The following is a 13,178-nucleotide window of genomic DNA, read 5'->3' on the forward strand; positions in this document are numbered from 1 at the left end:
GTCCTGCACGGTACGCACCCCGCCGCCGACGGTCAGCGGGATAAACACCTGGCTGGCCATGCGCTCGACGGTATGCAGCGTGGTGTCGCGGCCATCGACGCTGGCGGTGATGTCGAGGAAGGTAATCTCGTCGGCACCTTGCTCGTCATAACGACGGGCAATTTCCACCGGGTCGCCGGCATCGCGGATGTTCTCGAACTTCACACCTTTGACGACCCGGCCGTTGTCCACGTCCAGGCAAGGGATGATGCGTTTGGCCAGCGCCATGGTCAGTCCTCAGCCTGTGTACGAATCGCAGAAAGCTTGCGCTTCGGCGACGTCGAGGGTGCCTTCATAAATCGCCCGGCCGGTGATCGCGCCGATGATGCCCGGCGCCTTGGCGTCGAGCAGCGACTTGATGTCGCCGAGGTTGTGAATGCCGCCGGAAGCGATTACCGGAATGCGCGTGGCAGCAGCCAGCGCGGCGGTGTACGAAACGTTGCAGCCCTGCATCATGCCGTCTTTGGCGATGTCGGTATAAACGATCGCGGAGACGCCGTCAGACTCGAATTGCTTGGCCAGGTCGATGACGTTCACGGTGCTGATTTCAGCCCAGCCGTCAGTCGCGACAAAACCGTCTTTGGCGTCGAGGCCGACAATCACTTTGCCGGGAAACGCGCGGCAGGCTTCGGCGACGAAGGCTGGGTCTTTCACGGCTTTGGTGCCGATGATCACGTAGCTCACGCCAGCCTTGACGTAATGCTCGATGGTTTCCAGCGAGCGGATACCGCCGCCAATCTGGATCGGCAGGTTCGGGTAGCGCTTGGCGATCGCGGTGACCACTTCGCCGTTGACCGGCTGGCCTTCGAACGCGCCGTTCAGATCGACCAGATGCAGACGACGGCAACCGCCCTCCACCCACTTGGCGGCCATGCTCACCGGGTCATCGGAGAACACCGTGGAATCTTCCATGCGGCCCTGGCGCAGACGAACACAGGCACCGTCCTTGAGATCGATAGCGGGAATAATCAGCATCTGGCAAACCTTCAAATTCGATTGTTCAGCTTCGCTCGAAAATCAGTTTTTCTCGAGCGCCCACAAGTCGCTTTCGATGCTTTCGAACCTTTCTTTAAGGTGCGTCTGCACATCGAAAATCGCCCTGTTGTAATAGTGCGGCGCAATTTCGCGGGTAAACAGCTCAAGGATTTCCGCCGCTTCGAACGAACCCAGGTCCAGTTCGAAGCGATCTTCCATAAAGCGTTTGATCTTGTGATTGGCCTCGTTCTCCTGCTCGGGAGTGAGGGTCAGGATCGGCGGCTTTTTCTTGACGGCCATTTACCAGCGACCATCCCACGCGGCGAAGTTCTGCAGCAACTGCAGGCCATGGGTATGGCTCTTCTCCGGGTGAAATTGCACGGCGAAACGCGAGCCATCGGCCAGCGCGGCGGCGAAATCGACACCGTAGTGCCCGCCACCGACCACTTGCCGGGCATTCGAGGCGGCAATGTAGTAGCTGTGCACAAAATAGAAACGCGCCAAGTCCGGAATGTCGTGCCACAGCGGGTGACTGACCTTCTGCTGCACCTGGTTCCAGCCCATGTGCGGGACTTTCAGGTGCTCGCCGTCTTCATGCAGGTCTTTGCCGAAGAACTTCACCGCGCCCGGGAACAGGCCGATGCAGTCGACGCCGTCGTTCTCTTCGCTGCTGTCGAGCAAGGCTTGCATGCCCACGCAGATGCCGAGGAACGGCCGATCCTGGCTGACTTCACGCACCAGCGAATCGAAGCCCAGCCGCCGGATCTCCGCCATGCAATCGCGAATCGCGCCGACCCCGGGAAACACCACGCGGTCAGCTTCGCGAATCACATTGGCATCGCTGGTGATCAGGACTTTGCCGGCACCGACGTGCTCGAGGGCCTTGGCCACCGAGTGCAGGTTGCCCATGCCGTAATCGATAACCGCAACCGTCTGCATTACAGAACGCCCTTGGTCGATGGCATTTGCCCGGCCATGCGGTCATCCAGCTCTACCGCCATGCGCAGTGCGCGGCCGAAAGCCTTGAACACGGTTTCGATCTGGTGGTGAGTGTTGGTGCCGCGCAGGTTGTCGATGTGCAGGCTGACGAGGGCGTGGTTGACGAAGCCCTGGAAGAATTCCTGGAACAGGTCAACGTCGAAACCGCCGACGGTGGCGCGGGTGTAGGGAACGTGCATCTGCAGGCCTGGGCGGCCGGAGAAGTCGATCACCACGCGCGACAGCGCTTCATCGAGCGGCACGTAGGCGTGGCCGTAGCGACGGATGCCTTTCTTGTCGCCGATGGCTTTGGCGAAGGCCTGACCCAACGTGATACCGACGTCTTCCACCGTGTGGTGGTCGTCGATATGCAGGTCACCCTTGCTGACAATATCCAGGTCGATCAGCCCGTGACGGGCGATCTGGTCCAGCATGTGCTCAAGAAAAGGAACACCGATATCAAATCGGGCCTTTCCGGTGCCATCCAGGTTGATCGAGGCTTTGATCTGGGTTTCCAGAGTGTCGCGCTCGACAGACGCCATACGTTCGGCCATCACCAGCTCCGCAAAATCATTGGGCGAAAAAGGCAGCCATTATAGGGGCGCGGGGCCGAAACAGAAACACGAGAGGTGATATGACTGACGGACAGAACGCAGTGCAGTCGGGGATAGACATGTGTGTACAAGCGGTTTTGAGAGCGCCTCATACACATGTGGGAGCGAGCTTGCTCGCGATGAGGCCATAACATTCAACATCTCAGTTGACTGTTACACCGCTATCGCGAGCAGGCTCACTCCCACAGGGGTGATGCGTTTACAACTTACTTAATGAAACAGAATCGCCGTTTTCTGCAGGGTCACCCAAACGCCCCACGCCAAAGGAATCCCCACCACTAGCCATGCTGCAACGGCCAACGGCTTGCTGCCCGGCGCCGCTTTCCACTCCAGCACGGTATTCGCATCCGCACCTTTGTCGTGGCCCAGCGCCTGTTCGGCGGCCAGTTCAGCGTCGGTCATGAAGTACTTGTCAGCCACCGGACGCACCAGAAGGTTGCAGAGGAAACCCAGCACCAGCAGGCCCGCAAGGATGTACAACGTGATGTCGTAAGCGGCGGCACGTTCAACGCCGATGCTCAGCTGATATTCACGCAAGTAGTTGACCAACACCGGACCCAACACGCCCGCCGCCGCCCATGCCGTCAACAGACGACCATGGATCGCGCCAACCATTTGCGTACCGAACAGGTCCGCCAGATACGCCGGAACCGTGGCAAAACCACCGCCGTACATCGACAGAATGATGCAGAACGCCGCCACGAACAGCGCAACGTTACCCAAGTGACCGAGGTTCGGGATCAGCGCGTACAGCGCGAAACCCAATGCAAAGAACACGAAGTAAGTGTTTTTGCGTCCCAGGTAATCGGAGAACGAGGCCCAGAAGAAGCGACCGCCGATGTTGAACAAGCTCAGCAAACCGGTGAAACCGGCAGCAATCGCTGCAATCGAAGCCAGTTGCCCGGCATCCAGTTGACCGAATGGCACATCAACGCCAAGCAATTTGCCGCCGAACACTTCCTGCAACAGCGGCGAGGCCATGCCGAGAATGCCGATACCGGCAGAAACGTTCAGGCACAGCACCAGCCACACCAAACGAAATTGCGGAGTTTTCCAGGCAACGTTCACGTGAACGTGGCGATGAGTGATCATCGCGTTCGCGGTTTTTTTCGCCGGAGCGGTCCAGCCTTCAGGCTTCCAGCCGGTTGGCGGAACGCGGTACGACAAGGCGCCGCCGATCATGAACACGAAGTAAATCGCCGCCATCACCAGGAAGCTCTGCCACACGCCGACGCCGGTTGGCGAAGCGAAATGGCTCATCAACGCGGCCGCCAGAGGTGCGCCAACCATCGCGCCGCCACCGAAACCCATGATCGCCATGCCCGTCGCCATGCCGCGCTTGTCCGGGAACCACTTGATCAGGGTCGAGACCGGCGAAATGTAACCGAGGCCCAGGCCGATACCGCCAATGACCCCGGAGCCGATCCACATCAGCCAGATCTGGTGGGTATAGATCCCCAGCGCCGAAATCAGCAGACCACCGCACCAGCACAACGCCGACACCACACCAGCCTTGCGCGGCCCGGCGTGTTCCAGCCAGCCACCCCAGATCGCTGCCGAGCAGCCGAGGAAGATGAAGAACAGGGTGTAGATCCAGCCAAGCATCGAGATCGGCCAGTCGCAATTCGACGAGAAAACTTGCGAGAAGAAGCTCATGTCCGGTGCACAAGCGACCGGGGCAGTGACGCCCAGCGCCTTGGACAACGGCAACCAGAACACCGAAAAGCCGTAGGCCATGCCGATGCACAAGTGAATGGCCAATGCGGCCGGTGGTACCAGCCAACGGTTGAAACCGGGCTTGGCGATGATGCGTTCCTTGGACAGGAACGAAGGCTGGCCGGCGTATGCGCCGTCCGCCGTAATGCTCGTGCTCATTGTGTATCCCCCAATTATTAGTATGGTTCGCCAGCCACTCCTCACCCTTAGCCTTATGCACGCAGGCATGACCTTTTTTTGAGTGAAGCTCCATAAGGGCGCGACGTAAAGTCGCAGAAGGACGGACGAACGCGCAGAGGTTACCATTTGCTCGTGACAGAAAAACCAAACTGCTATCACCTTTTGTATGTCGTCCGATCTCTCCGACCGTTGAAGCGGCCATGCCAATCATCGTCGGCCGCTGAAACAAGCCACTTATCAGCGTCAGCCAGACCTGCAAAAGATCTTCCGGATGCCCGGCGGGCGCCAAACTGAACGCGCCGCAGGACCTGCTGCCATATGAACTGACCGGTCGTCAGTTTCAGAGCGCTATACTCCCCGGCTAAATTTTGAATTCGACTAACTACAAGGACTCGCCCATGAAAGCGTTCGGCAAAATCCTGGGTCTGGTACTCCTCGGGCTGTTGCTGATCATTGTGGCGCTGGGCTTTGCCCTGACCCACCTCTTCGATCCCAACGACTATAAAGACGAGATTCGCCAGATTGCCCGCGACAAGGCTCACATCGAGCTGACGCTCAATGGCGACATCGGCTGGAGCCTGTTCCCGTGGCTGGGCCTGGAATTGCACGAAGCCAGTGTCGCGACCCTGGTCAAACCTGCCGAACCGTTTGCCGATTTGCAGATGCTCGGCCTCTCGGTGCGCGTCCTCCCGCTGCTGCGCCGCGAAGTGCAGATGAGCGACGTGCGCGTCGAAGGCCTGAACCTGCGCCTGAACCGCGACAAGGATGGCCACGGCAACTGGGAAGACATCGGCAAGGTCCCTACGCCGGCCGACGCTGCCAACCCTGCACCGACAGTTGCTGGCGGCGAACCTGCGCCGCAGACACCACCCGTGGCGGAAAAACCGCCGCAGCCGATCCGCCTCGACATCGACAGCCTGACCGTGAACAACGCGCGGGTTGAATACAACGACGAGAAGACCGGCAAAATCTACAGCGCCGAAAGCATCCAGATGAGCACCGGCGCGGTCCACGATTCGACCAATATTCCGCTCAAACTCACGGCGTTCCTATCCTCCAACCAACCGGCGGTGCGGGTACGCACTGAGCTCAACGGCGAGTTGCGAATTGCGCGGGCGCTGCAGCGTTATCAGTTTGAAGACATGAAGCTTTCGGGCGAAGTGACTGGCGATCCGTTGCAAGGCAAGACCATGACCTTCGCCGCACAAGGTCAGTTGTTGCTGGATAAAGCCGCCAACGTCGCCGAATGGACCGGGATCAAGATTTCCGCCAACCAATTGCGTGCGTTGGGCGAACTCAAGGTCAACGACCTCGACAAGACCCCGCAAATCAACGGCGGCCTGTCGATCGCCCAGTTCGACCTGGCGAAATTCGTCGACAGCATCGGCCAGAAACTGCCGGCCATGGCCGAGGGCAGCCTGAGCAAAGTCGAACTGGTCAGCCGCGTCGCGGGCACGCCGAACAGCCTGTCGTTCGACAACATCAACCTGAAAGTCGATGACAGCAGCTTCAGCGGCCGCATTGCCATCGAAGACTTCGCCAAGCAATCACTGCGCGCGATCCTCAAGGCTGACACGTTCAACGTCGACCGTTACCTGCCGCCGAAATCCGCTGAAGCCAACAGCGCCACTCAAGTGCGCCAGGCCGAAGTCGCCAGCACCGAGGCCAGTGCCTTGGCCGGCGCAGGCTCGACGCCGTTGCCGGATTCACCGACCAAAGGCGCGTGGAGCACCGAACGCCTGCTGCCGGTTGAACGTCTGGCCAAGCTCGACGTTGACGCCGACCTGACCTTCGGCCAATTGACCCTCGACAAATTGCCGATCCAGAACGCGGCGCTCAAAGCCACCGGCCAGGGCGGCTTGCTGACTCTGGAAAACCTGCGCGGCGATTTGTACAACGGCAACTTCGAAGCCAAAGGCACGCTGGACGTGCGCCAGCCAGTGCCGGCGCTGAGCATGCAAACGCGCATCAACAAAGTGCCGGCGGAAAAGATCCTCGAAAGCCAAGGCAAAAACCCACCGGTCAAAGGTTTGGTGACGCTTGACAGCGCGCTGACCGGCAGCGGCAACAGCCAGCGAGCGCTGATCGAAAGCCTCAACGGCGACGCCAGTTTTGTGATCAACAACGGCGTGCTGCTCAACGCCAACCTTGAGCAGCAACTGTGCAAGGGCATCGCCACGCTGAATCGCAAGTCGCTGAGCGGCGAACCGCGCGGCAAGGACACGCCGTTCCAGGAACTCAAGGGCAACCTGACATTCCGTAACGGCGTCGCCAGCAACCCGGACCTGAAAGTGCGCATCCCCGGCATGACCGTCAACGGTAACGGCGACGTCGATCTGCGCGTGCTCGGCATGGACTATCGCGTCGGCATCGTCGTCGAGGGCGACACCAGCGCCATGCCTGACCCGGCCTGCCAGGTCGGCGACAAGTTCGTCGGCATCGAGTGGCCGCTGCGCTGCCGTGGTCCGCTGGAACTCGGCGCCAAGGCCTGCCGTCTCGACAACGAGCGCATGGGCCAGGTCGCGGCGAAACTGGCGGGCGACAAGCTCGGCGACAAAATTGACGAGAAGCTCGGCGACAAGGTCAGCCCTGAACTGAAAAACGCATTGAAGGGGCTGTTCAAACGATGAAAGCGGAGCAGTTTTCCTCGGCGGTGCTGGACTGGTACGACCGCCACGGCCGCCACGATTTACCTTGGCAACAAGGCATCACGCCGTATCGGGTGTGGGTCTCGGAGATCATGCTGCAGCAAACCCAGGTGAGCACCGTGCTCAATTACTTCGACCGTTTCATGGCATCGCTGCCGACGGTCGAAGCGTTGGCCGCTGCGCCGGAAGACGAAGTACTGCACTTGTGGACGGGCCTGGGCTATTACACCCGCGCACGCAATCTGCAGAAAACCGCGAAGATCGTCGTCGCTGAACATGGCGGCGAATTCCCGCGCGACGTCGAAAAACTTGTCGAACTGCCGGGCATCGGTCTGTCCACCGCCGGCGCCATCGCGAGCCTGAGCATGGGCCTGCGCGCGCCAATCCTCGACGGCAACGTCAAACGCGTGCTGGCGCGCTTTACCGCGCAAGAGGGTTACCCCGGCGAACCGAAAGTCGCCAAACAGCTGTGGGCCAACGCTGAGCGCTTCACCCCGCATGACCGCGTCAACGCCTACACCCAGGCAATGATGGATCTCGGCGCCACGCTGTGCACCCGGAGCAAACCGAGCTGCCTGCTGTGTCCGCTGGAAAAGGGCTGCGAAGCGCACATGCTCGGCCTCGAAACTCGCTACCCGATCCCCAAGCCGCGCAAAGCCGTGCCACAGAAACGCACGCTGATGCCGATGCTGGCCAACGGCGAAGGCGCGATTCTGCTTTACCGCCGCCCGTCTACGGGCCTGTGGGGCGGTTTGTGGAGTTTGCCGGAGCTCGACGACCTCGACGATCTGCAACATCTCGCCACACAGCATTCGCTGGAGCTGGGCAGCCAACAGGCACTGCCGAGCCTGGTCCACACGTTCAGCCATTTTCAGTTGTCCATTGAACCCTGGCTGGTTCAGGTTCAGGAGGCTGGCCATCACGTGGCCGAGGCCGACTGGCTCTGGTATAACCTCGCCACCCCGCCGCGCCTGGGCCTTGCCGCCCCGGTCAAGACATTGCTGGAGCGCGCGGCAGCCGTATTGAACGCAGGAGAGTCGTCATGACCCGCACCATCATGTGCCGCAAGTACAAAGAAGAACTGCCGGGCCTGGAGTTTGCACCGTTCCCCGGCGCAAAAGGCCAGGACATTTTCGACCACGTCTCCGCCAAAGCCTGGGCCGACTGGCAGAAACACCAGACCCTGCTGATCAATGAAAAACGCCTGAGCATGATGAATGGCGAAGATCGCAAATATCTGCAGGGCGAGATGGACAAGTTCTTTTCCGGCGAGGAATACGCTCAGGCTGAAGGCTACGTTCCGCCAGCTGAATAATCCCGATTCGACGGGGGTCGGATCGTAAGCGACGGTAATAATTAAAATTTTTTTCAAAACTTTCTTGACGACCCCCTGAAAAACCAGTTTAATGCGCCCCGTTGCCCAGATAGCTCAGTCGGTAGAGCAGGGGATTGAAAATCCCCGTGTCGGCGGTTCGATTCCGTCTCTGGGCACCAAATACCGAAAACCCTGAATCGCAAGATTCAGGGTTTTTTTATGCCCGCGATTTTTCACCACGCTAGCCGGCAACGTTTGCCCGGCTGATTCGCGGTACTTTTGCCTCCCCTTACGGAAAAGGGTAACCAACCTCATGAGCCAGAAGAAAACCCGCGTCCCCCTGCCCCACCCGCCGCCGTACCGCGAAAGCCGAATCGTCTTCTGGCTGATGAACCTTGTGTACCTGCTGGTCGCCTGTTCTGCCGGGCTGCTGATTTATGCGGTGATCGACGGGCTGATTCACGGCTCGATCAGCGAGATGAACCGCCGCGCGCCAAACGTCACCTACAAGTTGGCCCAACAACCGAAGATGTACTGGTTTCTGATTGTCTGGCACAGCGTTGAGGCGATCGGTTTGCTGGTGATGGGTGGCGCGGCGTTCTGGCTGCACAGAATCGTCGCAGCGGCGCCGGAGAAGCCAAAGCGCAAACGCACTCGCCGATAGGCCGGCGAGCGCGTCTGGCGGCGTTACAGGCGGTTTCAACAACGCAGTGTTCGGCGCTATCGGGACTACTTTGCGCAGTCACAGTCTGTGTGAAACCTGCTGCACTGCGAATCGGACTACACGCCGTATTCTCCAAACGTCAGACGCGGTGGGCAGGTTCCTGCAACATCAGTGGGAATTTCCTTCCGGATTTGTCGCATCGCCCGGCATCGCCGACAGGGCGTTCATTGCCATGCTTTCCGTCAGTTAATCCAGCTGCGGAAGACTTTATGAGCGTCCCCAACCCCGACAACACGCAAGATCCACAAATCGCGGCATTGCTCGGTCATCTGGGCGAACTGACCCGCCAGGCACGCCAGAAAATCCTCAGCGCGGTCGATAGCACTCAAGTGCAAACCTGTTGGCAGATCGGTCGGCATATCGTCGAGTTCGAGCAGCAGCCAGCACCGCGAGCGGTGTATGGAAAGCATTTGCTGATGACACTGGCGAAGGCGCTGACGAGCAATTTCGGCAAAGGGTTTGATGCGACCAACTTGCGCTACATGCGCCTGTTCTTTGAAGCATTCCCGAACTGGGAGGCCTGGCGCCACGAACTCAGCTGGGCGCACTATCGGCGCTTGCTGCGCATCGACAACATTAACGCGCGCCACTGGTACATGAACGAATCCGCCATCCAGCACTGGTCGAGCCGCGCCCTCGACCGCCAGATCAACACCCTCTACTACGAACGCCTGCTCGCCAGCCGCGACCGAACCGCTGTCAAACAGGAAGCGGCCACCAACATTCAACTGATGGACGCGACGCCTCTGGACCTTGCCCGTAACTCGGTCGTGCTGGAATTCCTGGGCCTGCCCCATGCTGACGTCATCAGGGAAACCGAGCTCGAACAAGCCATGCTCGACCAATTCGAGGCTTTCCTGCTTCAGCCGGGCAAAGGCTTCGCGTTCATTGCCAGCCACCAACGCATCAATTCCCTGAGCAAAGACTTCTACATCGACCTGGTTTTTTACCACTACCGACTCAAATGCTTCGTCATCTGCGATCTGCGACGCGGCGAACTGACCCAGCAAGCCATCGGCCAAATGGACAGGCTTGTGCGCATCTACGACGACCTCAAACGCGATGCGGACGACGGCCCGACCGTTGGCGTCATTCTCTGCGCGCAGAGGGATGAGTCGGTGGTGCGTTACTCGGTTCAAGAGGGCAGTGAAGAGGTGTTGGCCGGGAGGTACAGAGCGGTGTTGCCGAGTGTGGAGGAGTTGCGGGGGGAGTTGGATCGGGTGCTGATCGAAGTGCCGCCGCGTGCTTAGCTCAATGAGCGAGGCCGCCCTCCAGAGTTATCTAGTGGCGAAATATCCGAAAGAGGGAGTCGCCTGTGAGTGGAAGGAATTCAAGAACCTCACTCATGCAGTGTCTGGGCGCAAAGGCGCAGATATCGCGAGTTACCTTTCCGCAATTGCCAACATGGCCGGCGGCCACCTGATTATCGGCGTCCAGGATGAATCGTTACACATCGTTGGAATTCGGCAGTTTCACGACTACACACCGGAGAATATCCGTCAGCGGCTGCTCGGCAGATGCACCAACTTGAATTCCGAGGGCTTTGTTGTCGAAAGCGTAACGACCAGCGATACGCGCAAAACCGTCTGGATTATCCACATCCCAATACATCGCCCCAGATTGCCGGTTTATGCACACGACAAAGCCTGGCAGCGACTGGATGACGCTCTGGTCGAAATAAGGCAGGAACGGCTCGAGGCAATTTTAAATGAGCAAATGGTCATCCAAGACTGGTCGGCTGAAAAGATAAGGAGCGCAACACTGCATGATTTGGATGAGCAGGCTTTGCTCGTTGCGCGAGAAAAGTTTTCAGAGAAGTACCGCAACTCGTCTTTTGCCGATGAAATTGCAAGTTGGGATCTTGCGACCTTTCTCGATAAGTCAAAACTGACCATCCAAGGCAGCATCACTCATACAACGCTATTGCTGGTAGGCAAAAGAGAGGCATGTCATCACTTACCGACGCTGGCGCAGATAACCTGGAAACTCGCTGGCGAGGAACAGGCTTATGAGCATTTCAGCCCTCCATTCCTGTTGACCACAACGCAAGTTCTGCATCGAATACGCAATCTCGATTACAAGCTTTTTCCTCAGAATCAGTTACTGGCCACCGTAGTCAGTAAATACGATACCCGAGTCATTCTGGAGGCCTTGCATAACTGCATCGCGCATCAGGATTACCGATTGCGCTCACGCGTCATCGTCACTGAGCGACTGGACCGATTGGCATTCGAAAACGCCGGTGGTTTTTTTGAAGGCCAGCCTGAGCATTATTTCAGCGGTGAGCACACTCCGAGCCGCTATCGTAATCCTTGGCTTACCCAGGCCATGGTCAGCCTGAGCATGATCGACACAATGGGGTTTGGCATTTCCACCATGACACTGTCCCAACGCAACCGGTATTTCCCCCTGCCTGACTACAGCAAGTCCGAGGAAAACAAAGTGGTGCTGGAAATCTACGGGCACGTAATTGACGAAAATTACACCCGTCTTTTGCTGGAAAACCAGGATCTGCCGTTGACTACTGTGATGCTTCTGGATCGCGTGCAGAAAAGGCAACCTATCACTGAGGCTGACGCTGGTCTGCTGCGCAAGCGAGGGCTGATCGAGGGACGCAAACCGAACTTTTATGCAGCAGCGCAGGTAGCACGCAGCACTGGCAACCAAATCGACTACATTCGCAACCGGGCATTCAATGATGTCTACTACAAAGACTTGGTCCTCGATTATCTGAGGCAGTATGGATCCGCATCACGCCTAGAGTTGGTAGCGCTGATTCTAGACAAACTCTCAGATGCTTTAGACGAAAAACAGAAACAGAATAAATTTCGCAACTTGCTGCATTCGATGTCGACACGCGACCAAAGCATTGAAAAATCAGGCGGCTTGCACAAAGGCCTTTGGATACTCAGGCAATCTTCTGATCTAAAGAATTAGACAAACTCTAGACAAACTCTGCCCATGAAAGAGCTTGGTCGCAAACGGAGCGCCAATGAGTCAACAAACCTCATCCTCGCAATCTCCATCAGGCCAAGCCGAAAATTCGTCGACCAACACCGCCGGAGCTCCCTTCAACGAACCCGCCCCCGACGGCTACATCCTCGGTGGTTTCACTTGGCGCCACACTCGCCATGATCCCGCCCGCCCAGTGGTGATTATCAACGCCGCGACGTCTGTTCGTTGCCGGCACTACTCACGCTTCGCCGATTACCTGTTTGCCAATGGCTTCGACGTCATCACTTTCGACTACCGGGGCATCGGTGAGTCTCGGCCTGCGTCATTGAAAACCCTCAACGCGACTTGGTCGGATTGGGGCGCGCTGGATTTCGAAGCGGTGCTGCGGCGGGCGCATCGCGAATTCCCCGGTCAGCCAATCGATGTGGTGGGGCATAGCTTCGGCGGCTGTGCGGCGGGCTTGGCCCATTCGGGGCGGCTGATCCGGCGTCTGCTGACAGTCGGCGCGCAGTTCGCCTATTGGCGCGACTATGCACCGGCCCAGCGCTGGCGGATGTTCGGCAAGTGGCACGTGGTCATGCCACTGGTGACGAAGCTGTGCGGTTATTTCCCCGGCAAGCGTCTTGGCTGGCTGGAGGACACACCGGCGGGCGTCGTCCGCGATTGGAGCACGCCGACCGCGCGCTACGAGAAGCGCCCCAGCGGTCGCCAGATGTTCGCTAAAAGCGGCCGACTGCCGTTCGCCAACGTCACCGCGAACATCCTGGCGATCAGCATCAGCGACGACCCTTACGGCACCGTTGCAGCCATCGAACGCTTGCTCGGCTACTTCTCGGGCAGCACGACCACCCATCTGCGAATCGAGCCAAAAGACATCGGCGAAGCAGAAGTCGGACATTTCGCCTTTTTTCGCAGCCGATACCAAGCCACACTATGGCCCATTGCACTGTCCTGGCTGCAGACCGGCGAACTGGCCCCCGATACTCCCGGGCGGCGAGTGCCACGCAGTTGAGCGACCTGCCCTCTCAACGAAA

Annotated in this window: 13 protein-coding genes and 1 tRNA gene; 8 read left to right on the forward strand and 6 right to left on the reverse strand. The window is 58.8% G+C overall.

Annotation, left to right across the window (positions count from 1 at the left end; translation table 11 throughout):
* From BI292_RS21375 to BI292_RS21400, 6 genes are all read right to left on the reverse strand, one after another.
* Positions 1–267 (reverse strand): HisA/HisF-related TIM barrel protein (locus BI292_RS21375; RefSeq protein WP_256592717.1); only part of this gene is annotated, 267 nt, incomplete at its 3' end.
* A 9-nt stretch (positions 268–276) separates the two neighbouring features.
* The gene (gene hisA / locus BI292_RS21380) at positions 277–1,014 is read right to left on the reverse strand and encodes a 1-(5-phosphoribosyl)-5-[(5-phosphoribosylamino)methylideneamino]imidazole-4-carboxamide isomerase (RefSeq protein WP_092274694.1); all 738 of its coding nucleotides are present in this window, start codon (positions 1,012–1,014) and stop codon (positions 277–279) included.
* A 42-nt stretch (positions 1,015–1,056) separates the two neighbouring features.
* Positions 1,057–1,314, reverse strand: coding sequence for a DUF2164 domain-containing protein (locus tag BI292_RS21385; protein WP_008024930.1), 258 nt, complete (start codon positions 1,312–1,314; stop codon positions 1,057–1,059).
* Positions 1,315–1,953, reverse strand: coding sequence for an imidazole glycerol phosphate synthase subunit HisH (gene hisH, locus BI292_RS21390; RefSeq protein ID WP_101209071.1), 639 nt, complete (start codon positions 1,951–1,953; stop codon positions 1,315–1,317).
* On the reverse strand, positions 1,953–2,546 hold the full coding sequence (gene hisB / locus BI292_RS21395; RefSeq protein WP_007897437.1) for an imidazoleglycerol-phosphate dehydratase HisB: 594 nt from the start codon (positions 2,544–2,546) through the stop codon (positions 1,953–1,955). The genes hisH and hisB overlap by 1 nt, the downstream gene beginning before the upstream one ends.
* A 270-nt stretch (positions 2,547–2,816) precedes the next feature.
* Complete coding sequence (locus tag BI292_RS21400; RefSeq protein WP_101209072.1) at positions 2,817–4,481, reverse strand: OFA family MFS transporter; 1,665 nt, start codon at positions 4,479–4,481, stop codon at positions 2,817–2,819.
* 419 nt (positions 4,482–4,900) lie between these two features.
* Here BI292_RS21400 and BI292_RS21405 point away from each other — a divergent pair, with 419 nt between their 5' ends.
* From BI292_RS21405 to BI292_RS21440, 8 genes are all read left to right on the forward strand, one after another.
* A complete protein-coding gene (locus tag BI292_RS21405; protein ID WP_101209073.1) occupies positions 4,901–7,132 on the forward strand; it encodes an AsmA family protein in 2,232 nt (743 codons plus the stop codon).
* A complete protein-coding gene (mutY, locus tag BI292_RS21410; protein ID WP_101209074.1) occupies positions 7,129–8,196 on the forward strand; it encodes an A/G-specific adenine glycosylase in 1,068 nt (355 codons plus the stop codon). The genes BI292_RS21405 and mutY overlap by 4 nt, the downstream gene beginning before the upstream one ends.
* Positions 8,193–8,465, forward strand: a complete 273-nt coding sequence (locus BI292_RS21415; protein WP_092274709.1) for an oxidative damage protection protein — start codon at positions 8,193–8,195, stop codon at positions 8,463–8,465. Before mutY ends, BI292_RS21415 begins: the two co-directional genes overlap by 4 nt.
* 103 nt (positions 8,466–8,568) lie before the next feature.
* Positions 8,569–8,644, forward strand: a tRNA-Phe gene (locus BI292_RS21420).
* Between the two features lie 134 nt (positions 8,645–8,778).
* The gene (locus tag BI292_RS21425; RefSeq protein WP_101209075.1) at positions 8,779–9,129 is read left to right on the forward strand and encodes a hypothetical protein; all 351 of its coding nucleotides are present in this window, start codon (positions 8,779–8,781) and stop codon (positions 9,127–9,129) included.
* 269 nt (positions 9,130–9,398) lie between these two features.
* Positions 9,399–10,439 carry a YhcG family protein gene (locus tag BI292_RS21430; RefSeq protein ID WP_101209076.1) on the forward strand — a complete coding sequence of 347 codons (1,041 nt, stop codon included), beginning with the start codon at positions 9,399–9,401 and terminating at the stop codon, positions 10,437–10,439.
* Positions 10,440–10,443: 4 nt separating this feature from the next.
* Entirely contained in the window at positions 10,444–12,126 is a 1,683-nt protein-coding gene (locus BI292_RS21435; RefSeq protein ID WP_101209077.1) for an ATP-binding protein, read from the forward strand.
* A 55-nt stretch (positions 12,127–12,181) separates the two neighbouring features.
* Positions 12,182–13,156 (forward strand): alpha/beta fold hydrolase, encoded by a 975-nt coding sequence (locus BI292_RS21440; RefSeq protein ID WP_101209078.1) that lies wholly within the window; start codon positions 12,182–12,184, stop codon positions 13,154–13,156.
* Positions 13,157–13,178 lie beyond the last annotated feature (22 nt).

Origin of the sequence: Pseudomonas sp. 43NM1, assembly GCF_002836905.1 — a bacterium.
GTDB classification, from domain to species: Bacteria; Pseudomonadota; Gammaproteobacteria; order Pseudomonadales; family Pseudomonadaceae; genus Aquipseudomonas; species Aquipseudomonas prosekii.